This is a genomic window from Streptomyces sp. CA-106110, from assembly GCF_050936285.1.
Classification (GTDB): Bacteria; Actinomycetota; Actinomycetes; order Streptomycetales; family Streptomycetaceae; genus Streptomyces.
Genome location: NZ_JBNJNB010000001.1, coordinates 10,040,992 through 10,065,612 on the forward strand (window position 1 = coordinate 10,040,992; position 24,621 = coordinate 10,065,612).

The 24,621-nt window shown below is 72.6% G+C and carries 21 protein-coding genes; 14 read left to right on the top strand and 7 right to left on the bottom strand.

Annotated features, from left to right (window positions below; genetic code table 11):
* Window positions 1-19: 19 nt before the first annotated feature.
* Window positions 20-2,818 carry a SpoIIE family protein phosphatase gene (locus ACQEXA_RS46355; RefSeq protein WP_432924765.1) on the bottom strand — a complete coding sequence of 933 codons (2,799 nt, stop codon included), beginning with the start codon at window positions 2,816-2,818 and terminating at the stop codon, window positions 20-22.
* Window positions 2,819-3,122: 304 nt separating this feature from the next.
* On the opposite strand from ACQEXA_RS46355, the gene ACQEXA_RS46360 reads away from it, so the two are divergent.
* From ACQEXA_RS46360 to ACQEXA_RS46410, 11 genes are all read left to right on the top strand, one after another.
* Window positions 3,123-4,859 (top strand): hydrogenase maturation protein, encoded by a 1,737-nt coding sequence (locus tag ACQEXA_RS46360; protein ID WP_432924763.1) that lies wholly within the window; start codon window positions 3,123-3,125, stop codon window positions 4,857-4,859.
* Window positions 4,856-6,100, top strand: coding sequence for a hypothetical protein (locus ACQEXA_RS46365; protein WP_432924762.1), 1,245 nt, complete (start codon window positions 4,856-4,858; stop codon window positions 6,098-6,100). The genes ACQEXA_RS46360 and ACQEXA_RS46365 overlap by 4 nt, the downstream gene beginning before the upstream one ends.
* The gene (locus ACQEXA_RS46370; protein ID WP_432924760.1) at window positions 6,097-6,639 is read left to right on the top strand and encodes a hydrogenase maturation protease; all 543 of its coding nucleotides are present in this window, start codon (window positions 6,097-6,099) and stop codon (window positions 6,637-6,639) included. The genes ACQEXA_RS46365 and ACQEXA_RS46370 overlap by 4 nt, the downstream gene beginning before the upstream one ends.
* A gap of 210 nt (window positions 6,640-6,849) precedes the next feature.
* Window positions 6,850-7,245, top strand: coding sequence for a hydrogenase maturation nickel metallochaperone HypA (locus tag ACQEXA_RS46375; RefSeq protein ID WP_432924758.1), 396 nt, complete (start codon window positions 6,850-6,852; stop codon window positions 7,243-7,245).
* 3 nt (window positions 7,246-7,248) lie between these two features.
* Entirely contained in the window at window positions 7,249-8,022 is a 774-nt protein-coding gene (gene hypB / locus ACQEXA_RS46380; protein WP_432924756.1) for a hydrogenase nickel incorporation protein HypB, read from the top strand.
* Window positions 8,016-10,409: a carbamoyltransferase HypF gene (gene hypF, locus ACQEXA_RS46385; protein ID WP_432938956.1), complete on the top strand. Its 2,394-nt coding sequence runs from the start codon at window positions 8,016-8,018 to the stop codon at window positions 10,407-10,409. Before hypB ends, hypF begins: the two co-directional genes overlap by 7 nt.
* 54 nt (window positions 10,410-10,463) lie before the next feature.
* Complete coding sequence (locus ACQEXA_RS46390) at window positions 10,464-10,772, top strand: HypC/HybG/HupF family hydrogenase formation chaperone (RefSeq protein ID WP_432924754.1); 309 nt, start codon at window positions 10,464-10,466, stop codon at window positions 10,770-10,772.
* The gene (gene hypD / locus ACQEXA_RS46395) at window positions 10,769-11,893 is read left to right on the top strand and encodes a hydrogenase formation protein HypD (RefSeq protein ID WP_432924752.1); all 1,125 of its coding nucleotides are present in this window, start codon (window positions 10,769-10,771) and stop codon (window positions 11,891-11,893) included. The genes ACQEXA_RS46390 and hypD overlap by 4 nt, the downstream gene beginning before the upstream one ends.
* Window positions 11,886-12,965 carry a hydrogenase expression/formation protein HypE gene (gene hypE / locus ACQEXA_RS46400; RefSeq protein ID WP_432924750.1) on the top strand — a complete coding sequence of 360 codons (1,080 nt, stop codon included), beginning with the start codon at window positions 11,886-11,888 and terminating at the stop codon, window positions 12,963-12,965. Before hypD ends, hypE begins: the two co-directional genes overlap by 8 nt.
* A 68-nt stretch (window positions 12,966-13,033) precedes the next feature.
* Complete coding sequence (locus ACQEXA_RS46405) at window positions 13,034-13,603, top strand: TetR/AcrR family transcriptional regulator (RefSeq protein WP_432924748.1); 570 nt, start codon at window positions 13,034-13,036, stop codon at window positions 13,601-13,603.
* Window positions 13,604-13,769: 166 nt separating this feature from the next.
* Window positions 13,770-14,468, top strand: a complete 699-nt coding sequence (locus ACQEXA_RS46410; protein ID WP_359396132.1) for an SDR family oxidoreductase — start codon at window positions 13,770-13,772, stop codon at window positions 14,466-14,468.
* Window positions 14,469-14,542: 74 nt separating this feature from the next.
* Here the strand turns inward: ACQEXA_RS46410 and ACQEXA_RS46415 are convergent, their stop codons facing one another.
* From ACQEXA_RS46415 to ACQEXA_RS46425, 3 genes are all read right to left on the bottom strand, one after another.
* Window positions 14,543-15,298, bottom strand: a complete 756-nt coding sequence (locus ACQEXA_RS46415; RefSeq protein ID WP_432924745.1) for an NUDIX domain-containing protein — start codon at window positions 15,296-15,298, stop codon at window positions 14,543-14,545.
* Between the two features lie 125 nt (window positions 15,299-15,423).
* Window positions 15,424-16,947 (bottom strand): N,N-dimethylformamidase beta subunit family domain-containing protein, encoded by a 1,524-nt coding sequence (locus tag ACQEXA_RS46420; protein ID WP_432938954.1) that lies wholly within the window; start codon window positions 16,945-16,947, stop codon window positions 15,424-15,426.
* Window positions 16,948-17,084: 137 nt separating this feature from the next.
* On the bottom strand, window positions 17,085-18,200 hold the full coding sequence (locus ACQEXA_RS46425) for an AI-2E family transporter (protein WP_432924743.1): 1,116 nt from the start codon (window positions 18,198-18,200) through the stop codon (window positions 17,085-17,087).
* Window positions 18,201-18,550: 350 nt separating this feature from the next.
* On the opposite strand from ACQEXA_RS46425, the gene ACQEXA_RS46430 reads away from it, so the two are divergent.
* Window positions 18,551-20,275: a sensor histidine kinase gene (locus ACQEXA_RS46430; RefSeq protein WP_432924741.1), complete on the top strand. Its 1,725-nt coding sequence runs from the start codon at window positions 18,551-18,553 to the stop codon at window positions 20,273-20,275.
* Between the two features lie 111 nt (window positions 20,276-20,386).
* On the opposite strand, the gene ACQEXA_RS46435 is transcribed toward ACQEXA_RS46430, so the two are convergent.
* The 3 genes from ACQEXA_RS46435 to ACQEXA_RS46445 all read right to left on the bottom strand — a co-directional run bounded on the left by ACQEXA_RS46435 (window position 20,387) and on the right by ACQEXA_RS46445 (window position 22,142).
* On the bottom strand, window positions 20,387-21,088 hold the full coding sequence (locus ACQEXA_RS46435) for a response regulator (RefSeq protein WP_432924739.1): 702 nt from the start codon (window positions 21,086-21,088) through the stop codon (window positions 20,387-20,389).
* A 144-nt stretch (window positions 21,089-21,232) separates the two neighbouring features.
* Window positions 21,233-21,916, bottom strand: a complete 684-nt coding sequence (locus ACQEXA_RS46440; RefSeq protein ID WP_433132889.1) for a CBS domain-containing protein — start codon at window positions 21,914-21,916, stop codon at window positions 21,233-21,235.
* Entirely contained in the window at window positions 21,888-22,142 is a 255-nt protein-coding gene (locus ACQEXA_RS46445) for a hypothetical protein (protein WP_432924735.1), read from the bottom strand. The genes ACQEXA_RS46440 and ACQEXA_RS46445 overlap by 29 nt, the downstream gene beginning before the upstream one ends.
* A gap of 266 nt (window positions 22,143-22,408) precedes the next feature.
* Between ACQEXA_RS46445 and ACQEXA_RS46450 the strand changes: the two genes are divergently transcribed.
* Together ACQEXA_RS46450 and ACQEXA_RS46455 are read left to right on the top strand one after the other, a co-directional pair.
* Window positions 22,409-23,317, top strand: a complete 909-nt coding sequence (locus ACQEXA_RS46450; protein ID WP_432924733.1) for a universal stress protein — start codon at window positions 22,409-22,411, stop codon at window positions 23,315-23,317.
* A 262-nt stretch (window positions 23,318-23,579) separates the two neighbouring features.
* The gene (locus ACQEXA_RS46455) at window positions 23,580-24,485 is read left to right on the top strand and encodes a universal stress protein (RefSeq protein ID WP_432924731.1); all 906 of its coding nucleotides are present in this window, start codon (window positions 23,580-23,582) and stop codon (window positions 24,483-24,485) included.
* Window positions 24,486-24,621: the final 136 nt, after the last annotated feature.

The following is a 24,621-nucleotide window of genomic DNA, read 5'->3' on the forward strand; positions in this document are numbered from 1 at the left end:
TCACTCCCGTGAACAGGCCTCAGGACAGCGGCTGTTCGGCCCAGATGACCTTGCCCGTCGGCGTATAGCGGGTTCCCCAGCGCTCGGCGAGTTGCGCGACGAGGAAGAGGCCGCGTCCGCCCTCGTCCGTCATCGTCGCGTACCGCAGATGCGGCGAGGTGCTGACGGCGTCGAAGACCTCGCAGATCAGGCTGCGGTCGCGCAGCACGCGGACGTGGATGGGGGAACTGCCGTAGCGGATGGCGTTGGTGACCAGTTCGCTGAGAATCAGCTCGGTCGTGAACGTCAGCTCCTCCAGCCCCCATTGCGCCAGCTGCCGTGTCACCGCCGCGCGTACCTCGGCGACGGCCGCCGGGTCCATCGGCACCTCCCACTGGGCGGCATGGCCTGCCGTGAGGGTCCGGGTGCGGGCGACGAGCAGGGCGATGTCGTCGCTCGGCCGGTGCGGCAGCCGGGCGTCCAGCACCGCCCGGCAGGTGTCCTCGGGCGACGGCCCGGCCTCCGCCAGCGCGGTGCGCAGCAGCTCGAGCCCGGCGTCGATGTCGTGCTCGCGGCCCTCGACGAGCCCGTCCGTGTAGAGGACGAGACGGCTGCCCTCCGCCAACTCCAGCTCCGCCGTCTCGAACGGAAGCCCACCGAGGCCGAGCGGGGGACCGGCGGGCACGTCCAGGAACTCGACGCGTCCGTCGGGCCCGATCAGGGCCGGCGGCGGGTGACCGGCCCGGGCGACGGCGCAGCGCCGGGAGGCCGGATCGTAGATCGCGTACAGACAGGTCGCGCCCGTGACGGGGGCACTGCCGCCCTCGGTCGCCTCGTCCTGGTCGATACGGCCCACCAGTTCGTCGAGCAGACCGAGGAGTTCGTCGGGCGGCAGATCGAGCGCGGAGAAGTTGTGGACCGCCGTGCGCAGCCGTCCCATCGTGGCCGCCGCGTGCAGGCCGTGCCCCACGACGTCGCCGACGACCAGCGCCACGCGGGCGCCCGACAGCGGCAGCACGTCGAACCAGTCGCCACCCACCCCGGCCTGCGCCGGGAGGTAGCGGGAGGCGATGTCCAGGGCGTCCTGTTCCGGCAGCTTCCGCGGCAGCAGACTGCGCTGCAGGGTCACCGCCATGCCGTGCTCCCGGGTGTAGCGGCGCGCGTTGTCGATGGACACCGCGGCACGGGCCACCAGTTCCTCCGCGAGGGCCAGCTCCTCCTCGTCGAAGGGCTCGGGCTTCTGCGAGCGCCAGAAGTTGGCCACTCCGAGCACCACGCCTCCCGCCCGCACCGGAACGGTGATCAGCGAGTGGATTCCGTACTCCACCACCTGCGCGGTGCGCTCGAGGTCCTGGGCGAGCCAGCCGGGGGCCTCGCCGAGGCGGGGTTCCAGGGCGGCCCGGCCGCTGCCCAGGCTGTGCGCCTGCGGAGTGGTCGCGACGAAGCGGATCCGGTCGCCCACCGGGTACAGGGGAGGGTCCTCGCGGATCCCGCTGAACGCGGTGCGCCGCAGTTCGTTGCCCGCCTCCGGCTCCACTCCGTGCAGCACCTCCTCGAACAGGTCCACGGTGGCGAAGTCCGCGAACCGGGGGACGGCCAGCCGCGCCAGCTCCTGCGCGGTACGCGTCACGTCCAGGCTGGTACCGACACCCACACCGGCGTCGTAGAGCAGCGTGAGGCGCTCGCGAGCCTCCTCGGCCTTGCCGGAGAGGGCGCGCAGCTCGGTCGAGTCACGGAGGGTCGCGACATGACCGGCCGGGCCTCCCTCCAGATCCGTGGGCCGCTGGTTGACGGCCAGCAGCCGGTCCTCGACCAGGTGGACCTCGTCCGTGGCGATCCGCCCCGACGCGAGCAGGGCGGCGGTGTCGGGCGGAAGCCCGAGGTCGCTCACGTGCCGCCGCTCCGCGTCCGGCGGCAGGTCGAGCAGCCGCTGGGCCTCGTCGTTGGCGAGCAGCAGACGTCCGTCGCCGCCGACGATGATCACTCCCTCCCGGACGGAGTGCAGCACGGCGTCGTGGTGTTCGTACATCCGGGTCATCTCGCGCGGTCCCAGGCCGTGGGTCTGGCGCAGCAGCCGCCTGCTGACGAGCGCGGTCCCCGCCGTCGCCAGGACCAGCCCCGCGGCCGCCGCCGCCAGCACGAGCGGCAGTTGCCGATCCGCCGCGCCGCCCACGTGCTCCGTGGTGATACCGGCCGACACCAGGCCCACGACCTTGCCGTCGGGCGCCTTGACGGGCACCACGGCCTGCACCAGCCGGCCGAGGGTCCCGTTGATCTCCTCGATCACGGTGCCACCCGCCAGCGCGGGTTCGATGGTCCCGACGAACTTCTTGCCGATGCGGTCCGGTTTGGGATGGGTGTAGCGGATGCCCTCGGTATTCATCACGACGACGAAGTCGACCTTCGCCTCCTTGCGTGCCGCCTCGGCCCGCGGCTCCAGCACCGCGGTCGGGTCCGGGCTGCTCAGCGCGTCACGTGTGCCCGGCGCGTTGGCGAACGCCTCTGCGACGGCGAGGGAGCGGTGGCGGGCCTCCTGAGTGGTGTCGTGCCGCACCTGCAGCAGCAGCGCGACCACCGCCGACAAGACCAGCAGCAGCACGATGACCACTTGCAGGACGAAGACCTGCCCGGCGACACTGCGCCCGGTCAGCGCCGACCAGATCCCCGCGAGCGGACCCGGCGCGGGGGGCCCCGCGTCCGGCGCACGCTCCTCCTGGCGGCGGTGCTCAGCCTGCCGTCCCTCACTCGCGGGCGCTCGGTGAAAGCGGTGAGCACGTGGCGCGCGCGGGCCGCTTGGGCGGGTCGACCGGGTGCCGGTTCGACGCAGGAGCCGGACCATGTGCCATGTCTACACCGCCGCGCCCCAAGAGGCGAGGGGCGTCACACACGGTGGTGCCCGCCAGCGGCCGGAAACGGGGCGGGAGCCCCCCGGAACGCAGCGCGCCGGGCGGCGGCGGTCGGGCTCCCGGAGCACAACAGCCGTGCCCCGGCACGGTCTCGCGCCCGAGCAGCCCTCCGGCGCCCGCGTTCGAGTGACCCGGCGGCTTGTCTTCGGAGCAGACGGACGGACGTGCCTCACGATCACACTCGGCGGGGCTAATCTGCCCGCACGTCGTCCGCCGGGAGTCCGCCGGGAGCCCACCGTGCACATCCTGCTCGTGGCCAGCGCGTTCAACAGTCTCACCCAGCGCGTCCATGCCGAACTGCGGGACCGCGGCCACACCGTGGCGGTGGAACTCGCCCTGTCCGCCGACTCGTTGACAGACGCCGTGTCCCGGCACGCGCCGGAGCTCGTCATCGCGCCGATGCTGAAGACGGCCATCCCCCGGCAGGTGTGGACGACCCGCCCCTGCTTCGTCGTCCACCCGGGTCCCGTGGGCGACCGCGGACCGTCCTCCCTCGACTGGGCGATCCAGGAGGGCGCCGAGCAGTGGGGGGTGACGGTCCTGCAGGCCGAGGAGGTCATGGACGCCGGCGCCGTGTGGGCGTCCGTCGCGTATCCTCTCCCACCGCTGGCCAAGAGCGACCTCTACCGCAACGAGATCGCCGACGCGGCGCTGGCCGCCGTGCTGCTCGCCGTGGAGCGGTTCGCCTCCGGCAGCTACCGCCCCCTCCGGCAGGAAGCGGCGCGGACCCGTCCCTACCTCGACCAGAGCGTCCGCACGATCGGCTGGAACACGGACCCGACCGCGACCGTCCTGCGCAGACTGCGCGCCGCCGACTCCCGGCCTGGCGTGCTGGACACGCTGCTGGGCGAGGAGTGGTACCTGCACGGCGGCCACCCCGAGGACGTCCTGCGCGGCACGCCGGGGGAGTTGCTGGCCACCCGGGCCGGGGCGATCTGCCGGGCGACGAAGGACGGCGCCGTGTGGATCCCCGAGCTGCGCCGCCGACGGCGTCCCGGGCATCCGGCCACGGTCAAACTCCCGGCCGTACAGGCCCTAGGCGACCTGCTGCCCGCGTTGCCGCGGCTGCCCGCACTGGCCGGCCCGGGCCTGCGCACCTGGACGGACATCCGGTACCGCGAGGAGGGGAGTGTGGGTTTCCTCTCGTTCTCCTTCCCGAGCGGCGCGATGAGCACCTCTCAGTGCCGGCGCCTGCTGGACGCCTACCGTGAGGCCTGTGCGCGTCCCACCTCGGTGCTCGTGCTGGGGGGCCGGCGGGATTTCTTCTCCAACGGGATCCACCTGGGTGTCATCGAGGCCGCCGAGGACCCCGCGGCGGAGTCCTGGGCGAACATCAACGCCATCGATGACCTGGTGGAAGCGGTCCTGAGGACCACCGACCGGCTGGTGGTCGCGGCGCTCGCTGGCAACGCCGCGGCCGGCGGCGTGATGCTCGCCCTGGCGGCCGACGAGGTGTGGTGCCGCGCTGGCTGCGTACTGAACCCGCACTACCGGCTGATGGGCCTGTACGGATCGGAGTACTGGACGTACACGCTGCCGCGCCGGGTGGGTGCCGCGGCGGCCGACCGGCTGATGCACGAGGCGCTGCCGATGAGCGCCGTGAGCGCCCGTCGCCTCGGACTTGTCGACCGGGTGGTCGAGTGCGGGCCGCAGGACTTCGCGGCGGAGGCGGGCAGGCTGGCGGCCCGGCTGGCGTCGCTGCCGGGAACCCGCTCACGCGTCGCGTCGAAGAAGGCGGACCTGGAACGCCAGGAGAGCACCGAGCCGCTGTCCGCCTTCCGGGCCCGCGAACTGGCCGAGATGCACCGCATCTTCCACGACCCGGATGCTCCCTACCACGCACTGAGGCGCGCCTTCGTACGCAAGGAGAAGCCCCTGTGCACGCCCCCGCACATCGCCCTCGCCACGGGCGGCCGGACCGGGGCGGATCCGGTCGGCAGCGGAAGCCCGACCACCGGAAGGACCGCGCCGTGAGCGTCACATCGTTCGCCCCCGAGACCGAGGCGCGCCTCGCCCTCGCCCGGCGGGTGGCCGACGCCGTCCTCTTCGAGGGCTGCCCCCTCCACCCGCACCGCGCCACCACCGGCAGAAGCCGGCTGCGTCGGCCGTTCGGTGTGCTCGTCCCGCCCGCCTGGGACGCCGACGACGAGGAGTACGACTTCCAGTACACCGAATGCCTGATGGAACCCGGGACGGATGCCTGCCTGGCGGTCGAACTGCGCTTCCTCCGCGCGCGGCGGCGCACCGTCCAGCGCGCCCGCCCGGACGGCGAGTTCGAGACCGTACCCGAACTCGCCTCCCCCGATGGGATGTTGGTCCCCCTGGACGAGGGAACCGAAGAGCACGTCGAGGCCCTCCTCACGGTGGCGGAACTCGCCGGCGGCGACGGGATCGCCATTCCCTTCGGCTGCCCCGCGAGCGAGGAGAGCGAAGCGGTCCTGGACGGGGACGGCCGCGTCGCCGGCCGTCTGATCCACCGCCACGAGGAGATCAGCGGCGTACTTCGGCTGTCGGCCCGCAGACTCGACGGGCCGTTCCGGCTCATGCGGCTGACCGCCGTCGTGGAGAACACGAGCGGCTGGACACCCGCGGAGGAACGGCCCGCGGACCGGGACGCGGCACTCCCGCACTGCCTGGTGGCCACCCATCTGCTGATGGGGCTGAGCGCCGGGTCGTTCCTTTCGATGACCGATCCTCCGGAGTGGGCCAAGGGCGCGGCCGCGTCCTGCCGCAATCTGCACACCTGGCCCGTCCTCGCGGGCGAACGGGGCCGCGCGGACGTGGTGCTGTCCTCGCCGGTCATCCTGGAGGACTACCCGGTCCCCGCGCCCGACGGCCCCGGTGCTCCCCCCGTCGTCCACACCCCCGAGGCCGATGCGATCCGCGGCCCGGCGGGCTCGGCGCCCCCCGAGTGGCGGGATCCGGTGACCGCGACCGAGGCAAGCCCGGTGTCCGACCGGATCGTCGTGGAGGGCCGCCCGGTCGCCGTCGGGAGCCGGGTGCGCCTGAAGCCGGGGATGCGGCGCACCGACGCACAGGACCTCTTCCTGCGGGGGCGCACCGCGAGGGTCGAGGCCGTGCTGAACGACGTGGACGACACGGTGTACCTGGCGGTGACGGTGGAGGACGACCCCGGCGCCGACATCCGCCGCGTACAGGGAACCTTCCTCTACTTCCGGCCCGACGAGGTCACCCCACTGGAGGACGACGCATGAGCCTTCCCCCGGACGACGGCAGGGTCCTCGTCGCAGGCATCGGCAACATCTTCCTCGGGGACGACGGCTTCGGCGTGGAGACCGTGCGCGCGCTGGCCGCGCGCGATCTGCCCGATGCGGTCGAGGTCGTGGACATCGGGGTGCGGGGTGTGCACCTCGCGTACCAGGTCCTCGACGGCTACGGCACGCTGATCCTGGTGGACGCCACCGAGCGCGGCGGCGAGCCCGGGACGCTGTACGTCATCGAGCACGACGGCGCGGGCCAGGACGCGGAGGGCGTACCGCTCGACGGCCACCGGATGACCCCCGACGCCGTACTCGCGCTGCTCGGCACACTCTGCGCCGGAACCGGGGCACGTCCGCCGCGGCGCACACTCGTCGTGGGCTGCGAACCCGCCTCGGTGGAGGAGCGCATCGGCCTCTCCGCGCCGGTGTCCGCAGCCGTACCCCAGGCGGTCCGGCTGATCGAGGAGTTGCTGCGGAACCAGGACGACGGCCGGACGGCGCCGCAGAGCCTCGTCGGCGACGCCGCGCAGTGAGGGGCGCCGCCGCCCCCGGCCTCCGGCGCCCCGCGTAACGGGCCCGGCGCCGCCGGACGGTCCACTGCGGCGAACGGTGTACGCGGCCGGGGGGTGACGGCGTGCCGGTCTCGTGCTCCATGGCGGCTCACCTCTAATGGACACCGGCGGGCCGCGTACGCACGCCCTGTCCCACGAGGCGGGGACCGGTCTTCGCCGGGACGGAGACGCATGCACGAGATGTCCATCGCGATGGCGGTGATCGGCCAGGTGGAAGAGGCGGCGGAGCGGGCCGGTGGCGTCACGGCGGTGCTCTCGGTGCGGCTCCAGGTCGGCGAACTGGCCGGCGTCGTCCCCGATGCCCTCTCCTTCTGCTTCGAACTGGCCTGCGCGGGAACCGTGCTGGAGGGCGCCGAGCTGGTCACGGACACGGTGCCCGGACGGGCCCGCTGCACACCCTGCGCACACGAATGGGCCGTCGGTATGCCACCCCTGCTGAGCTGCCCGCTGTGCGACGGGGGGACCACCGACCTGCTGTCGGGCCGCGAGCTGCAGATCGTCGGCGTGCAGTGGGAGGACGGACGGGCAACCACGCCCACCCCCGAACCGATCCCCGAGGAGCGCTGAACCATGTGCCGTGTGGTGGACCTGAAGCAGGCCGTACTCGCCAAGAACGACCGGGCCGCGGACACCCTTCGCGCCGAACTGACGGCTCGCGGCACCACCGTCGTCAACCTGCTGTCGAGCCCGGGGAGCGGCAAGACCGCGCTGCTGGAACGCGAACTGGTGCTGGCCCGCGAGCGGTCCGTGCCGGTGGCGGCGCTCACCGCCGACCTCGCCACCGAGAACGACGCGGCGCGCCTGGCGCGTTCGGGCGTTCCGGTCAAGCAGGTCCTCACCGACGGGCTATGCCACCTGGAGGCCGGGATGCTCGCCCGCCACGTGGCGGGCTGGCTGCCGGACGCGACCCGGCTGCTGTTCGTGGAGAACGTCGGCAACCTCGTCTGCCCCGCCTCCTACGACCTGGGGGAGACGCTGCGGGTCGTGCTCGCCTCCGTGACCGAGGGCGAGGACAAGCCGCTCAAGTACCCGACCGCCTTCGGCCTTGCCCACCTGGTGGTGGTCACGAAGACCGACCTCGCCGAGGCGGCGGCGTTCGACGAGGCCGCGTTCCGCGCGAACGTCGAACGGGTCAACCCCGGGGTGGAGGTGCTGCTGACCTCGGCCCGCCGGGAGTTCGGCCTCGGCGCCCTGCTCGACCGGGCACTGGCGGCCGCCCACGGCGCGCCCCCGCACATGCCCGTCATGGCCCGTCAGCCCCACGGCCACGGTCATGACCACGCTCATGACCGGCCCCATGACCACACGGACGGCTCCGGGGTCATGGCACCGTCGCGATCGTGAGCGGTGTGCCCCCGGCGGCCGTCGCCGTCCCCACGTCGCTGCGCCGAAGGGTGACCGTGCGCGGCGTGGTGCAGGGCGTCGGCTTCCGGCCCTACGTCTACACGCTCGCCACCGGACTCGGCCTGTACGGGCATGTGACCAACACCCCGCAGGGCGTCGTCGTGGAGATCGAGGGAGCGCCCGAGGCCATCGCCGGGTTCTTTGACCGCATCGCCCGCGAGGCACCGCCGCTGGCCCGCGTGGACCGCGTCGAACACGAAGAGGTGCCCGCCACCGGCGACACCGCGTTCGCCATCCTCGCCTCCCGTACGGACGGGCCCGCCGGAACCCTGATCCCGCCGGACACCGCCACGTGCGCCGCGTGCCTGCGCGAACTGGCCGACCCCGCGGACCGCCGCCACCGCCATCCGTTCGTCAACTGCACCCACTGCGGCCCACGGTTCACGATCGTCACGGGCCTGCCCTACGACCGGCCGCACACCACGATGGCGGACTTCCCGATGTGTTCCGACTGCGCCCGGGAGTACGCCGATCCGGCCGACCGCCGTTTCCATGCCCAGCCGGTGGCCTGCCCGCACTGCGGACCACGGCTCCGCCTGCTCGTCCACCCGCAGGATGGCGCGGGCACACCGGTACCGTCAGCCGCGGCGGACCCGGTGGCCGAGGCGCGCAGGCTTCTGGCGAGCGGCGCGATCCTCGCGGTCAAGGGCCTCGGCGGATATCACCTGGCCTGCGACGCCACCGATTCCGAGGTGGTCGCCAGGCTGCGCCGCCGCAAGGCCCGCGGCGGCAAACCGTTCGCGATCATGGCCGGTGGAGTCGACGACATCGAGCACCTGGTCCGGATCTCCCCCGAGGAGCGCGACCTGCTCGACGGAGCCGTGAGACCCGTCGTACTGCTGCGCCGACGCATCGGCGGCACTCCCGCAGCGGATGCCCCGCGCCCGGCCCGGACCGTGGCGCCCGGCAGCCCCGACCTCGGCGTCATGCTGCCGTACACGCCGGTGCACCGCCTGTTGTTCGGGCTCCCCGGCGACCCCGCGGGTCCTCGACTGCTCGTCATGACCAGCGGCAACGTGTCGGGCGAACCGATCGTCACCGACGACGGGGAGGCGCTCGAACGGCTGGCGCACCTGGCCGACGCCTGGCTCACGCACGACCGGCCGATCCATGTGCCCTGCGACGACTCCGTGGTGCGCGTGTGCGACGGCCTGCCGCTGGTCGTGCGCCGTGCCCGCGGGTACGCGCCCCTGCCGCTGACGCTCCCGGTGCCTGTACGCCCTGGCCTCGCCGTCGGTGGAGACCTGAAGAACGCCTTCTGCCTCGGTGAGGGCCGGCAGGCCTGGCTGTCCGCGCACATCGGCGACATGGACGATCTCGCCACCCAGCGGGCCTTCGAGCGTGCCGTGGCACAACTGGAGTCGATCACCCCGGTGCGGCCCGGAGTGCTGGCGGCCGACCGGCATCCGGGCTACCGCTCCGCCCGGTGGGCCGAACGCCACGCGGCCGGCCGCCCCGTGGTCCGCGTACAGCACCATCACGCGCATGTCGCCGCCGCGATGGCCGAGAACGGGCTCGACGGCAGCCGCCCGGTGATCGGCGTCGCGTTCGACGGCACCGGCTACGGCGACGACGGGGCCGTGTGGGGCGGCGAGTTCCTGATCGCGGACTACGACGGGTTCACCCGGTTCGGGCACCTCGCCTATGTGCCACTGCCCGGCGGCGATGCCGCGGTGCACCGGCCGTACCGGATGGCGCTCGCGCACCTGCGCACGGCCGGGATCGCATGGTCCGGCGAGCTGGCCTGCGTGGCCGCCTGCCCGTCGGGCGAACGCCGGGTGCTGGAAAGGCAGTTGGAGCGGAACCTCAACTGCGCTCCCACCTCCAGCATGGGCCGGCTCTTCGACGCGGTGTCGTCCCTCGCGGGCGTCTGCCACCGGGCGGGGTACGAGGCTCAGGCCGCCGTCGAGCTGGAGGCCGCCGCACTGTGCGCGCCCGCCGGAGACACCTCCGCCTACACGTTCGGCGTCGGGGACCCGGAGACGGGCGCCGGGCCGGTGCGGGCGGATCCGGCCCCCGTTCTCGCGGCCGTCGTCGGCGATCTGCGCGCAGGTGTGGCTCCCGTCCTGATCGCGGCCCGCTTCCACCGGGCCGTCACCGGCCTCGTGCACCGCGTGTGCGTGCTGGCGCGGGAGCGGCACGCGGTGGACACGGTCGCTCTGACCGGCGGTGTGTTCCTCAACTCCCTGCTCTCCTCGGCCTGTGCCGAGGTCCTGGCCGCGGACGGCTTCACGGTGCTGCGCCACCACCTCGTTCCCCCGGGCGACGGCGGTCTGGCCCTCGGTCAGCTCATGGTGGCCGCCCGCCGCCCCGACACCTCCGACTGATCCGACGGCCCGGCAGCCGCCGGGCCACGTACCACCCACAGCGAGGAGAGGCCCATGTGCCTGGCGGTACCCGGCAAAGTGCTGGACATCCAGGAGCGGGACGGCACCCGGATGGCCGCCGTCGACTTCGGCGGTGTGGTCAAGGAGGTGTGCCTGGAGTACCTGCCCGACCTCCAGGTCGGGGAGTACGCCATCGTCCACGTCGGCTTCGCCCTGCAGCGCCTCGACGAGGAGTCGGCGAAGAAGACGCTCGAACTGTTCGAAAACCTCGGCATGCTGCAGGAGGAGTTCGGCGACCCCTGGGAAATGGCCGCGGAAGCCGGCGAGGCTCTCCCGCCTGCGCGCGAGGAGGCGCGGAAGTGAAGTACATCGACGAATTCCAGGACCCGGAACTGGCTCGCCGGCTCCTCGACGAGATCCGCGCCACGGTGACCAGACCCTGGGCGCTGATGGAGGTCTGCGGCGGACAGACCCACTCGATCATCCGGCACGGCATCGATCAGCTCCTGCCCGACCAGATCGAGCTCATCCACGGTCCCGGCTGTCCCGTGTGCGTGACCCCGCTCGAGGTCATCGACAAGGCCCTGGAGATCGCCTCCCGCCCCGAGGTCGTCTTCTGCTCCTTCGGCGACATGCTCCGCGTGCCCGGCACGGGTCGGGACCTGTTCCAGGTACGCGGCCAGGGAGGGGACGTCCGGGTCGTCTACTCGCCGCTCGACGCCCTGAAGATCGCGCAGCAGAACCCCGACCGGCAGGTGGTGTTCTTCGGCATCGGCTTCGAGACGACCGCGCCGCCCAACGCCATGACGGTGTATCAGGCCCGCAAGCTGGGCATCCCGAACTTCAGCCTGCTGGTCTCCCATGTCCGGGTGCCTCCGGCCATCGAGGCGATCATGCAGTCCCCGAGCTGCCGGGTGCAGGGCTTCCTGGCCGCCGGTCATGTGTGCAGCGTGATGGGGGTCGACGAGTACCCGGATCTGGCGGCCCGCCACCGCGTCCCGATCGTCGTGACCGGGTTCGAACCGCTGGACATCCTCGAAGGCGTACGCCGGACCGTGGCACAGCTGGAGCGTGGCGAACACACCGTCGACAACGCCTACCCGCGCGCCGTCCGGCCCGAGGGGAACCCGGCGGCGAAGGCCATGCTGGAGGACGTCTTCGAGGTCACCGACCGCGCCTGGCGCGGTATCGGCGTGATCCCCGCCAGCGGCTGGCGGCTCTCCGCCGAGTACCGCGAATACGACGCCGAGCACCGTTTCTCGGTCGAGGACATCCAGACCCGGGAGCCCGCCGCGTGCCGCAGCGGCGAGGTTCTGCAGGGCCTGATCAAACCGCACGAGTGCGAGGCGTTCGGCACCGTGTGCACACCCCGTACCCCGCTCGGAGCCACCATGGTCTCCAGCGAGGGCGCCTGCGCCGCGTACTACCTCTACCGGCGCCTGGACACCACCCCCAAGCCCCGGGAGGCGACCTCCGTTGTCTGACACCCTCGACCTCGGCACGCCGGCCGTGGACCCCGCGACCTGGACCTGCCCTGCTCCACTGCGCGACCAGTCCCGCATCGTGATGGGCCACGGCGGGGGCGGGGCGCTCTCGGCCGAGCTGGTCCAGCACGTCTTCGCACCCGCCTACGGCTCGGACGCCCTCGCCCAGTTGGGTGACTCCGCCGCCCTGTCGCTGGGCGGTGTCCGACTGGCCTTCTCCACCGACTCGTTCGTCGTACGCCCGCTGTTCTTCCCCGGCGGCAGCATCGGCGATCTCGCCGTCAACGGCACCGTCAACGACCTCGCCATGAGCGGGGCCCGCGCGGCGTACCTGTCCTGCGGATTCATTTTGGAGGAGGGAGTCGAGACGGAGACGGTCGCCCGCGTCGCCGACGCCCTCGGCAGGGCGGCACGGGCCGCCGGAGTCGAGGTGGCGACGGGCGACACCAAGGTGGTGGAGGCCGGCCACTGCGACGGTGTGTTCATCAACACCGCCGGTATCGGCCTGATCCCGGAGGGGGTCGATCTGCGGCCGCAGCGAGTGGTTCCGGGTGATGTGGTGATCGTGAGCGGCCCGATCGGTGTGCACGGCGTGGCGGTCATGAGCGTGCGTGAGGGCCTCGAATTCGGCGTGGAGATCGAGAGCGACTGCGCGGCCCTGGTCGGACTGGTCGACACCATGCTCGCCGTCACCCCGGACCTGCACGTCCTGCGCGATCCCACCCGGGGCGGCCTCGGGGCGGCGCTGAACGAGATCGCGGCCGCCTCGGGCACCGGGGTCGTGATCACGGAACGCGAGGTCCCGGTCCCGGAGCCCGTGGCCAACGCCTGCGCCGTGCTGGGCCTGGACCCCATGTATGTGGCCAACGAGGGGAAACTGGTGGCGTTCGTCCCGCGCGAGCACGCGGACGCGGTCCTGGACGCCATGCGCGCGCACCCCCTGGGCAGGGAGTCCCGGATCGTCGGCGAGGCGGTGGCGACCCATCCGGGTATGGTCGTGGCCCGCACCGGCCTCGGCGGCACCCGCGTGGTGGACATGCCGATCGGCGAGCAGTTGCCGAGGATCTGCTGACCCGCACGACCGTCACCAGGTAAACTGATCGGTTTTCATGGGGCGGAAACGGGTCTAACCTCTGGTACATGACCACGGACGCGAAACAGAGTTCCCGTGACCGGCTGCTGGATGCGGCGGCCAGACTCGCCTACCTCGAGGGTGTCGGCGTGGGCGTCGAAGCGCTGTGCCGGACGGCGGGTGTGTCGAAACGCTCGATGTACCAGTTGTTCGAGAGCAAGGACGAACTGCTGGCGGCGAGTCTGGACAAGCGGGCTCCCTTCTACGCGGCCGAGCTGCTGCCGGACGCCGACGACGGCCGGTCGCCGCGTGAACGCATCCTGTACGTCTTCGAGCGGACGGAGGAGCAGTCGGTGGCCCCGGACTACCGGGGCTGCCCCTACCTCGCCGTGCTGACCGAGCTCAAGGACCCGGACCATCCCGCGAGCCGTGTGGCGAGCCGGGTCAAGCGGGATCTGACCGCCTTCTTCCGCGGCGAGGCCGAACGGGGCGGGGCGAACGACCCCGATCTGCTGGCCAGGCAACTGGTCCTGGTCTTCGACGGTGCGAGCGCCCGCGCCGGTGCCCGGGTCGAGTCCCTGGCCGGCCTGGTCGGCCCGACCGTCACCACCCTCCTCGACGCGGCCGGCGTGCGCTGAGCCACAGGCCGCCGGCCGGGCCCTGAGCGCCTTCGCCAGGGCGGGGCGCGTCTGCCCCGCGCCCTGCGTCGGAAAAACAAACTGAATGCGCGCCTCGACTTGAACGAGGAAACCGATCGGTTTACGGTAAGCGGAAACCGATCGGTTTCCTGCTGTGGAGGCAATCATGACCGCGATCAAAAACGCCACCGTTCTCGTCACCGGTGGCAACCGGGGCATCGGCAAGGCACTGGTGGAGGAGCTGTACGCCCGTGGTGCGGGCAAGGTCTACGCGACGGCCCGCGACCCCCGCACGGTGACGCACCCCGACGCCGTCCCGGTGGCACTGGAGGTGAGCGACCCCGCTTCCGTCGCGGCCGCCGCGGAGCAGGCCGGGGACGTCACGATCCTGATCAACAACGCCGGGACCGCGAGCCACGCTTCGTACCTCGACTCGCCGATGAACGACGTGCGCCGTGACATGGACATCAACTTCTACGGTCCGCTGCAGGTCGCGCGCGCCTTCGTGCCGGTCATCGAGCGCAACGGCGGCGGCCACGTCCTCAACGTGCACTCCGCCCTCTCCTGGCTCGCCGACGGCACCCCCTACAGCGCCTCCAAGGCCGCGCTGTGGTCGCAGACCAACTCCCTGCGCCTGCACCTGCGGCCGCGCGGCATCACCGTCACGGGGCTTCATGTGGCCTACGTCGACACCGACATGACCTCGGGTATCGACGCGCCCAAGTCGAGCCCCCGCGACGTCGCCGTGGCGGCCCTCGACGGCATCGAGTCCGGTGCGCACGAGGTGCTGGTCGACGACGTCACCCGGCAGGTCAAGTCGGCGCTGTCCGGGGAGCTGGAGGCCCTGTACGAGCAGCTGCGGTAACCGCGGTCACGGCCTCACGGCGATCGGGGCGGTACGGCGGCTCCGCTCTCGCGGCGCACCGCAGAGTCCGCAGGTCATGGCTGCGGCACCGCCCGGGTGTAGAGGCGTACGACCGGTTCCAGATAGTCCACGTGCGGGCCGTCGAGTCCGGCCAGATCGCCGGGGGAGCGGATCAGGGCGATCCGGTCCAGTTCCGGCTCCACGCCGTGTGCCGTCTCCGAGCGCACCAGGGCTTCGAATCGTTCGTACAGGAACGACGCCGGCTTGCGGGGAGCGGTGAACAGGGCGCCGACGTTCCCGTTGCGGCCGCGGGTGACGCGCCACAGCGTCAGTTCCCCGGGTGGCATGTCGAGCCCGGTCTCCTCGACCAGCTCCCGCGCGGCGTGCCGGCGCAGCGTGCCGAGGTCGAGGGGCTCCTGGTCGTCCGGCGGTTCGACGGAGCCGCCCGGCAGCTGCCAGCGGCCTGGCGCGGCCGTGGACGACGACATACGTGCCACCAGCAGGCGCCCGTCGTCCGTCGGCTGGACCACGGCGACGAACAGCGACGGCAGCCAGGAAACAGCACCCGGTACCCGGCGCAGGACGTAGTGCCGGTAGGTCGTCCGTGCCCAGGAGACCACCAGGCTGTGCGGACCCTCCCGTTCGACGCCCGCGCACGCTGCCACCGGCCCGTCGAAGAGGCTTGGGTTGGCCCGGACCGCCTCCTCCCACACCCGGTCCATGGCCGAACGGTCGTCGGGTGACAGCAGCGGTGTGGCCGCTTCGACGAACCGGAGCCGGTGGACGTCCAGCAGGGCGACATCGGAAGATCGCGGCAGTGGCTCGGTCACCGGCACATGCTGGCACACCCGGCCTTCGGCCGCCGCCGCGGGCCGCGGCACGTGTCGCGGCGCACGAGGACGCAACGGGGAGGCCCTGCTGGACCGAGGCGTGGACGCAGAGGCCGGACCGGGCTTCAGTCCGGCCTCGTGTACACCTCATCCACGTTGGGACGCGGTACTGGCCGACGGCCGGCCGCCGGGCCTTCCGCGAAGGCGCGCAGCAGGTTCTCCGAGGTACGGGTCACGAAGGCTCGCGTACGGCCGTCCATGCCGTGGTCGCGGCCGCCGTCGGCGGTGTCGGCCATGAGCGCCTCCACCCAGCGCATGGTGCCGGTCGCGAAGACTCCCGCTCCGCTCGGGACCGTGTAGTAGGCCGAGTCGCTGTGACTGCGCTCGCCGTTGCACACCAGCGGCGAGTGGGCCGTGATCTCCAGGGGTTCGGGCACGGGCGCCGCCGGGGTGACCCGGTCGTACTCGACGCCGACCAGGTGGTCGAAGCCGTCGCCTGCCCGCACCCCCGTGCCCTCGTACAGCCAGTGATCCGCCGTGTGGACGACATAGGGCGCGTCCACCGGATAGCCCTCGTAGAGGACACCCGTGAGGGACGACTCCGGGTCGGCCGCGGGTGCCTGGCGGAAGTCGGTGGTCGCCAGGGCGGGGCGGGTCGCGTAGTACGGGTCGGCGCGGACGGAGGACTTGTAGCAGACCACGGTGCGGTCGGGCTGCTTCTCGCCCTCCTCCAGCCGGACCCGGCGGAAGCACGTGTTCGCGCCGAGGAAGGCCACGTTGGTGCCGGCGTCGCGGGCCTCGGTGATGTGCTGCCGCTGCTCCGGGGTCCAGTACTCGTCATGGCCCAGGCAGAGCATGGCGGTCGCGTCGCGCAGGACCCGCGGATCGCGATGCACGTCCAAGCCCGTGGTGTACGCCAGCGGTATGCCGAGCCGTTCGGCCAGAACCACCAGCGCCCGCTCGTACGTCAGGAACCTGGCGTTGCCCTCGGAGTCGTAGGGCCGGTCGAAACTGACGGCCAGGGACCGGGTGGCGTAGGCGCCCGACGGCCCGGCGTACAGGCTGTACCCGCCCCACCCGTTGTACGCCTGCCAAGTGGCCGGGGCGTGCATCAGGACGGTACGTCCCGCGGCCCGGGTGGAGCGCACGATGAGCGGGAGATGGCGCTGGTGCCCGTTGTCCGCGTCCACTCGCAGCAGATACGCGCCCTCCGGCCAGCCGCCCGTGCTGAACACGAGGGTGCGCTTCCAGTCGGCGCGGACCGTGCGGGTGCCCTGGAGCAGGCGGGGTTCCGGCTGCGGCCGCCCAGGTATGCGCCCGGAGGACCAGACGAGCCGGGCCTCGGCTCCGCCGTACCAGCCGATGCGGAAGGCATGGACGCGGACGGAGGACGCGGTCGTCGAGACGTACAGACCGCACTCCTCGCCCGGGGTCACGCTCACCCGGTCGGCGTAGGCGGCGACGGACGTGGCCGGGCCCTCCGAGGTGACGCGCCAGTCCGGGGTCCCCGGACGGTCGCGTTCGGACTCGGCCCGGTGGGCGGCCGCTGCCGCGGGCCGCTTGCGCGCGTGCGGGGCCGGATCGGCACTGGCCGCCGCCGAGGCGAGCCCGACGCCCGCGCACACACCGAGGAAGTGCCGGCGCCGCATGTGCTCACCGCCGTGCTGCGGCCTGCTCCGTTCGTCTGGACTCACATCGCCTCCCCTGCTCACGGCCGGGGTGCCATCGCCTTCAGGCCAGAGTCGCACGGCGGGGCGGGGCGCGCCCCGCGGCCGGTCGCCGGACGTCAGGTGGGTGCCGGCCGCAGCGCCTGCAGCACCGCCCAGACGACGGAGACGAACGGGACGGCCACGACGGCGCCGGTCACCCCCGCGACGATGCTGCCCGCGATCACGGACACGGCGACGACGAGCGGATGGAGACTGACGGCCCAGCTCATCACGAGGGGATGCAGCACGTGCCCCTCGAGCTGGCCGATGACCACGATGAGCAACAGCACGGCCGCGGCCGTCAGGGGCCCGCGCCCCGCGAGGGCGACGACCGTCGCGACCCCGAGCGCCACCGGCGAGCCGACCAGTGGGACGAACGCGGCGATGAACTCCAGCAGGGTGAGCGGCAGCGCGAGCGGCACCCGCAGCAGGAGCAGGGCGATGCCGACCAGCACGGCGTTCGTCGCGGCCACGATGATGATGCCCCGTGTGTAGCCGGCGAAGGTCCGCCAGGCCGCATGCCCCGCCCGGTCCCAGGCCGGCCGGGCAGAGCGGGGCAGGAACGTGTCGCGGGCCCACGACCACAGCTTCTCCCCGGAGTGGATGAAGAAGACGGAGGCGAAGATCGCGAGTGCGGCCCCGGTGATCAGTTCCACCACCCTGCCCAGGCCGCTGACGGCGCTGCTGAGCAGTTCGGAGCGGTGGGTCGAGATGTAGGAGGCGACCTGTCGCTGCAGATCGCCGAGTTTGCGGTGGCTGAGCCGGAAGGGCGGGTTCTCCAGCCATTTCTCGATCCGCCGGATGCCGCCGCGGAACTCGCCGGCGAGCTTCCCCGACTCGCCCACGACCGCGTCGCCCACGAGGGCGAGCAGGGAGACCAGCACCAGGATGCTGCCGATGAGGGCGATCGCGACGCTGAGGGGCCGTGGCATCAGACGGTTCAGCAGGTCGGTGACGGGCTTCAGGAGCGAGGTGATGACGAGCGCGAGGAACAGGGCCACGGCGATGAGCTGGAAGCGGCCCAGCACCATGAAGACGACGTAGACGACGACCCCCACCAGGACGAGACGCCAGGCGTAGGCGGCGGCGACCCGCAGCCATGGAACCGTGCGCTCGGCCTCCAGGACTCCTGGGGGGGACGGGGCGCGCCGTGCGACGCGTGCGGAACGGGGCGGGCGGCTGCCCCGCACCACGGCGCCCCTCCTGCGCCCCCGGTCCCGGCCGCCCGCATGCGCCACCACGTCTCCCGTGTCCCGGTGTCGGTCGTCTCGACAGCACAGTAGGGGTAAATCGGACATGGGGCGCGGCGTGGAACACGCCCGGGTGCACGGCAAACGGTGGTGCGCCGTTGCGTACGGTCCGACCTCGCCGGGGCGGCTCGGAGAGCCTCGCGGGGTGGAGCGCCACCCGTGCCGGAGCGCACGGGCCAGAAGGTGACGGTATGTGAGCGCTGGTCGCCCGGTCGGGTGTGCCACCCAGTATCGTGAGGACCAAGGGTTGCCGCGGGCCCGCACCTTGTCTGCCTGATGCGGTGGAGGAAGCGATGAGCGGGGAAGGGCATGGGCGGCCGGAGCAGCACCTGCCCAAGCTGCGGCTGGACGAGCTGCTGGACGAGGTCCAGGCCCGCATCGACGCGGCGCGCGGAACGCAGAACCGGGTGCACCGCCTCCTGGAGGGCGTCCTGTCGGTCGGACGAGAACTCGATCTGCAGCAGGTGCTGCGAAGCATCGTCGAGTCGGCCGTCGTCCTCGTGGACGCCGAGTACGGCGCAGTGGGCGTCATCGGCGAGGACCGTATGCTCTCCGAGTTCCTCACCGTCGGCATCGGCGACGCGGAGCGCGCGAGGATCGGGGCGCTGCCAAGTGGACACGGCATCCTCGGGGAACTGATCCGCAACCCTGAACCGCTGCGTCTGTCCGAGCTCTCGGAGCACCCGGCCTCCTACGGCTTCCCGGCCCACCATCCGCCGATGCGCTCCTTCCTCGGCGTGCCCATCCGGGTGCGCGACCAGGTCTTCGGGAATCTGTACCTCACCGAGAAGCGCGGCGCGGCGGAGTTCGACGCCGAGGACGAGGCCGTGCTGTCCACTCTGGCGGTGGCAGCCGGCGTCGCCATCGAGAACGCCAGGCTCTACGAGGAGACCCGGCTGCGCGAACGGTGGCTGAGGGCGAGCGCGCAGGTCACCAGCGCGCTGCTTTCCGGTGCCCCCAGCGCGGACGTGCTGGAGCTGATCGTCGAGCAGGCGCGGGGCATCGTCTCCGCCGACGTGGGGATGATCGCCGAGCGGGCGGCCGGGGAAGAGGTGCTGCGGCCGCTGTTCGCGGTCGGCCGCGACGCGGAGCGGCGCAGCGGGCTCGTGATGTCAGGGCAGGACGGCTTCGTGGAGGCCACCCTGAGCACGGCGGAACCGCTGATCAGCCCCGACATCCGGCAGGACCCCCGGATCGATCCGGACTCGGTCCTGTGGGGCGGGCTCGGATCCGTGGTGGGAGTGCCGCTGGTGGCGAGCGGCAAGTCCATCGGGGCGCTGCTGCTGGGGCGCACCGCGGGGCGGAACCCGTTCACGGACACCGACGCCGGCCCTCTTCTGGGCTTCGCGGGACAGGCCGCGCTGGCGCTGGAGCTGGCCGAGCGGCGCCGGGACGCCGAGCGGATCGCGTTGCTCCAGGACCGCGACCGGATCGCCCGGGACCTGCACGACCTCGCGATCCAGCGGCTGTTCGCGGCGGGCATGACCCTGCAGAGCACCCAGCGTTTCGTGGACCACCCCGAGGCCGCCGAGCGGCTGTCGCGGACGGTGGACGACCTGGACGAGACCATCAAGATCATTCGGTCCACGATTTTCGGGCTGCGTACGCACGGCGGCGGCAAGCAGGAGGCCGGTCTGCGCAGCCGGGTGTCCGAGGCGGTGACGGCGTCGGCCGCCTCCCTCGGTTTCACTCCCGCGCTGCGGATCGAAGGCCTGGTGGACACCGATGTCCCGGGCGATGTGGCCGATCATGTGGTCGCCGTCCTCGGTGAGGCCCTGAGCAACGCCGCACGGCACTCCGGGGCCCACTGCGTGGACGTACACCTCCGGCTCCTGGGCGGTGACCTGACCCTGACCGTGGCGGACGACGGCTGCGGGGTGCCGGAGAACGCGGCGCGCAGCGGGCTGCGGAACCTGGAGGAACGGGCGGTCGCGCTGGGCGGCACCCTCACGGTGGGCGAACGACGCGAGGGCGGGGGAACGCGACTGGTGTGGCGTGTCCCCGTGCGTTCAGGGTGACGCCGACCGCCGGGCCGTCGAGTACCTCATGAGCGGCACGGCGCGGCGCTGGGGCGCGAGACGGCGCAGCACGCGTCCTCCGGCCCCAGGATGCCGTCGCACGGCTCCGGCTCACCGGGCGGAACGGTCCCCGGACTCGGGCGTCTCCAACTGGGAGGCGAGGACGGCGGCCTGCACGCGGCGCTGAACGCCGAGCTTGGCGAGCAGCCGTGAGATGTGGTTCTTGACGGTCTTCTCCGACAGATAGAGCTTCTTCCCGATCTCCCGGTTGGTCAGCCCGTCCCCGATCAGGGCGAGGATGTCGCGCTCACGTGGCGACAGACTCGCCAGCTCGGGCGCCACGGCCGGCTGCTCGGCCGGGTCGGCCCGCAGTGAGTGCATCAGCCGTGCCGTGGTCGCCGGGTCGAGCATGGACTGGCCGGAGGCGACGGTGCGGACCGCCGAGATCAGGTCGGAGCCCTTGATCTGCTTGAGTACATAGCCCGAGGCCCCGGCCATGATCGCGTCGAGCAGCGCTTCCTCGTCGTCGAACGACGTCAGCATGAGGCAGGCCAGCTCCGGCATGCGGCTGCGCAGCTCACGGCAGACGCTGATGCCGTCGCCGTCGGGGAGGCGTACGTCCAGGACGGCCACGTGCGGCCGTACCGCCGGCCCACGGGCGAGCGCGTGTTCCGCGGTGTCGGCGTCGCCCACGACCGAGATGTCGGGTTCGGCGTCGAGCAGATCGGCGAGGCCCCGCCGTACCACCTCGTGGTCGTCCAGCAGGAAGACCCGGATCGGGTTCCGCTCGCTGAAGGTGTGTGCCTCGGCCATGGGGTACCTCTCGTTTCCCGGTGGAGGACAGACCGCGGAGGGCCCGTGCCGACGATCATCACCCGTGGGGACCGCCCCGCACCAGGGCCGATCGGCCCCAGTGGCGCCCTCGGTGCCCGGCGGGAAGGAACGCCGCACTCCGTCCTACGCAGGTGTCGGCTCTCGTGCGGTGAGCTCGAACCGTACGTCCACGACGCCCTCGACGGCCCGCGTCAGACGCGCGGCCACCGGCACCAGAGCGGTGTCCCGAATGTGGCCGCCCAGTTTCACCACCCCGTCCTCCACCTCGACGTGCACGACCGAGGCCGGCGGCGGGAAGAGGTACCACACCACCTCGCGCCGGACCTCCTCGGCGATCTCCTCGTCGTCCCGCAGGAACACCTTCAGCAGGTCCGCACGGCTGACGATGCCCTGGAGCATGCCGAAGTCGTCGACGACGGGCAGCCGCTTGACCTTGTGGCGCGCCATGATCCGCGCCGCCTGCGCGACGGTCGCGTCGGCATGCGTGGTCAGAGCGGGGGAGGTCATCAGCTGCTCGGCCGTCACCGCGTCCGCCTTGCCCGAGCCCGCAATGCCGCGGCGCCGGGCGAAGGGCGAGCTCTCAGGGGCGCCCTGCCGGGACGAATCGTCGCCGCGGAACTCCTCCTTGGACAGCAGGTCGGCCTCCGACACGACGCCGACGACGCGGCCCTCGCCCTCCAGCACCGGCAGGGCGCTGACCCTCCAGTCCTGCATCATCTGCACGATCTCCTTGAAGGGCGCGCGGCGGCCGATGGCTGCGACCGTCTGGGTCATCACATCACTGACGATGTGCGGGGTGCCGTGCATGATGTCTCCTCCTGTCGACGGCCCTTCCGGTCAGCGGGGGCTGCCGCTGCCGTACGGGGCGCAGAGATCCGGCAGCCGGGTCCGCGGCGCGGCCGTCCACGTCGACACGGCGCGTTCCCTGGAACAAGGAACGGAGGGAGAGCACCTCGCGGGCGGTCCGCATCAGCCGTTCCCGGTGCCCGAGGGGCAGCGCGCGGAGCATGCTGGTGAGGGGAGGCGCGTTCATCACAGCCTCCAAGGTGCTGGGAACCCGACGCTTCCAGCGTCTCCCGGTCCTTCGGCGCTGACCATGGGCCACCTGGCCCACCTGCGCGAGCGGCCTCGGCGAGCCGGGCGAAGACCGGTGCTCGAGACCCGGGGCGCGCCGTGGCCCGCGAGGCGGCTTGGCCCGGCAGGCCCTCCGGACCGGCCCGGGCGGCCCTGTGCACGGGGCCCTGTGCGCACGAGGCTCGACGCGACAACAGAACATCCCGGACGCAGGAGGTTCGACCCATGGTTCGGCACGTCACCGCGGGAGTCGACGAGAGCGACGAGAGTCTTGCGGCCGCCCACTGGGCGGCACGGGAAGCCCTGCGCCGGGGTGCCACGCTGCGCCTCGTGCACGCCTGGCGCTGGCAGCTGACACCGCCGCCCTCCGTGCCCATGGACGCCACCCAGCACGATTGGGCGGAGCACGTTCTCAAGCGGGCGGTCCGCAGTGTCCATGCCGCGCATCCAGGGCTGCGGGTCGAGGACGTGCTGGTGGGCGACTCCGCGCTCACGGTCCTGCTCACGTCGGCCGAGGACTCGGAGTTGCTCGTACTCGGGTCCCGCGGCCTCGGCACCGTCGCCGGGTTCGTGATGGGCTCGCTGTCCCAGCGCGTCGTCGCCAGGTCCTTGTGCCCCGTGGTGCTCGTACGGGCCGGGGAGACCTGCACCGACGAACATCTGCCGCCCCTGGACGGCGTCTCGCCCGAGGAGATACCCGAGACACCGTTCCGCGACGTCGTGCTCGGCCTCGACCCCCGGCACCCCGCCGACGAACTGATCGAGTTCGCTTTCGCGGCCACCCGGCGTCTTGGCACCTCGCTGCGGGTGATCCATGTCGCCTGCGACGTGTCGGACAGCGGTGCCGACGGCAGGGCGGGGGCGGCGCGCGGCGCGAACCTGCTCAAGGACCGGCGGGAGCTCGTGGCGGCCACGCTGCGTCCCTGGGCCGAGAAGTTCCCCGGAGTGCCGGTGTCCGAGACCGTCACCGTGGGGCGGCCCGCCGCGGAGCTGGTGCAGGCGGCGGCGCACGCCTGTCTGATCGTCGTCGGCCGCCGGACCCGCGACGCCCGGCTCGGCAGGCACATCGGTTCCGTCACGCACGCCGTGCTCCACCATGTGGGCTGCCCAGTCGCCGTGGTGTCGCACACCTGAACCGGTTGGTGGACGCGTTCGGGGATCCGAGGCCCACGGGAGGACCTTCCCATGGCCCAAGGACGGGGCTCGCGGTGTCCCACCGACCCCCGCGGACGGCATCCAGTGGCCGTCACGAGACCTCGCACCGCCCCGCCGCCCCGGCCGGCCCATGGGGCCGGTCGGCCCCGATGGGGGACCTGCGGCCCCTGCATCCCGCCCTCTGCCCGTACGAACCTGAGCACGGATGCCCGGATCCGCGACCTGCGACCAGGAGGACACCATGCCCCGCCCCGTCATCATCGGTCTCGACGGTTCACCCGAGAGCAGGGCCGCCGCCGAGTGGGCGGCCCGCGAGGCCGAACTGCGCGGTCTGCCGCTGAAGGTGGTGCACGTCTGGGAACCCGTTGCGGACCCCATGGCGCAGGCCCCGCTGCTCGGCGCAGAGACCCAGCAGCACTGGACCGAGCAGATCCCCCGCGAGGCCGCCGAGGGCCTCCGCCGGCGCCACCGGGGGGTCGAGGTGACCTCCGAGCACGTGGAGGGCCAGCCCGGTGGCGTGCTCGTGGACCGGTCCGAGGACGCCGAACTGCTGGTGCTGGGCTCGCGCGCCATGAGCGGCACCGTCGGCTTCCTGGTCGGCTCCGTCTCACTCGCCGTCGTCGCACACGCCACCCGTCCGGTGGTCCTGGTCCGGGCGGGGGAGCAGGCGCCCGACGAACATGAGCCGGACCCCTCGGGCATCCCCTCCGCGGCGGCGCCCTTCCGGCCCGTCCTGCTGGGCCTCGACATCGCGAGCCCGGACGAATCGCTGATCGAGTTCGCCTTCGAGGCGGCCCGTCTGCGCGCCACCGCGCTGCGCGTCGTGTATGCCTGGAACCCTTCGTCCTCCTACCTGTACGGCCTCTCCATGGGGCAGGGGATCCCCGTCGAGCCCGCGGGCCCGGACCCCGAGTCCCTGAGCGAGGTGCTGGATGGCTGGCGGCAGAAGTACCCGGCGGTGGAGGTGTCGGCCGAGGTCCCGACGGGCACCGCCGCCGACCGCCTCGTCGCCGCCTCGGGTGAGGCGTCGCTGGTCGTGGTCGGCCGGCGTATCCGCCGCAGCGCCCTCGGCACCCACATCGGCTCGGTCACCCACGCCGTACTGCACCACGCCACAGCCCCCGTGGCCGTCGTCGCCCACAACTGACCGGACCCCACTCGCCCCCGCACGGAGGAGAGTCCTCATGCAGACAGCCGCCGTCCGGGCCCTCGGCCGGCCCCGGGCCGTCGAGGAGCGCCGGAACCCCCGGCCAGGTCCGCATCCGCCCCGCGTCCCGCGAACG

Bases quoted from the DNA above. Each gene is read 5' to 3' on its own strand.
- ACQEXA_RS46370 (WP_432924760.1), top strand. From the start codon at position 6,097: ATGAGCCTTCCCCCGGACGACGGCAGGGTCCTCGTCGCAGGCATCGGC.
- ACQEXA_RS46410 (WP_359396132.1), top strand. From the start codon at position 13,770: ATGACCGCGATCAAAAACGCCACCGTTCTCGTCACCGGTGGCAACCGG.
- ACQEXA_RS46430 (WP_432924741.1), top strand. From the start codon at position 18,551: ATGAGCGGGGAAGGGCATGGGCGGCCGGAGCAGCACCTGCCCAAGCTG.
- hypB (WP_432924756.1), top strand. From the start codon at position 7,249: ATGTGCCGTGTGGTGGACCTGAAGCAGGCCGTACTCGCCAAGAACGAC.
- ACQEXA_RS46420 (WP_432938954.1), bottom strand. From the start codon at position 16,947: ATGCGGCGCCGGCACTTCCTCGGTGTGTGCGCGGGCGTCGGGCTCGCC.
- ACQEXA_RS46450 (WP_432924733.1), top strand. From the start codon at position 22,409: ATGGTTCGGCACGTCACCGCGGGAGTCGACGAGAGCGACGAGAGTCTT.
- ACQEXA_RS46435 (WP_432924739.1), bottom strand. From the start codon at position 21,088: ATGGCCGAGGCACACACCTTCAGCGAGCGGAACCCGATCCGGGTCTTC.
- ACQEXA_RS46405 (WP_432924748.1), top strand. From the start codon at position 13,034: ATGACCACGGACGCGAAACAGAGTTCCCGTGACCGGCTGCTGGATGCG.
- ACQEXA_RS46390 (WP_432924754.1), top strand. From the start codon at position 10,464: ATGTGCCTGGCGGTACCCGGCAAAGTGCTGGACATCCAGGAGCGGGAC.
- ACQEXA_RS46355 (WP_432924765.1), bottom strand. From the start codon at position 2,818: ATGGTCCGGCTCCTGCGTCGAACCGGCACCCGGTCGACCCGCCCAAGC.
- ACQEXA_RS46440 (WP_433132889.1), bottom strand. From the start codon at position 21,916: ATGCACGGCACCCCGCACATCGTCAGTGATGTGATGACCCAGACGGTC.
- ACQEXA_RS46455 (WP_432924731.1), top strand. From the start codon at position 23,580: ATGCCCCGCCCCGTCATCATCGGTCTCGACGGTTCACCCGAGAGCAGG.
- ACQEXA_RS46445 (WP_432924735.1), bottom strand. From the start codon at position 22,142: ATGAACGCGCCTCCCCTCACCAGCATGCTCCGCGCGCTGCCCCTCGGG.
- ACQEXA_RS46375 (WP_432924758.1), top strand. From the start codon at position 6,850: ATGCACGAGATGTCCATCGCGATGGCGGTGATCGGCCAGGTGGAAGAG.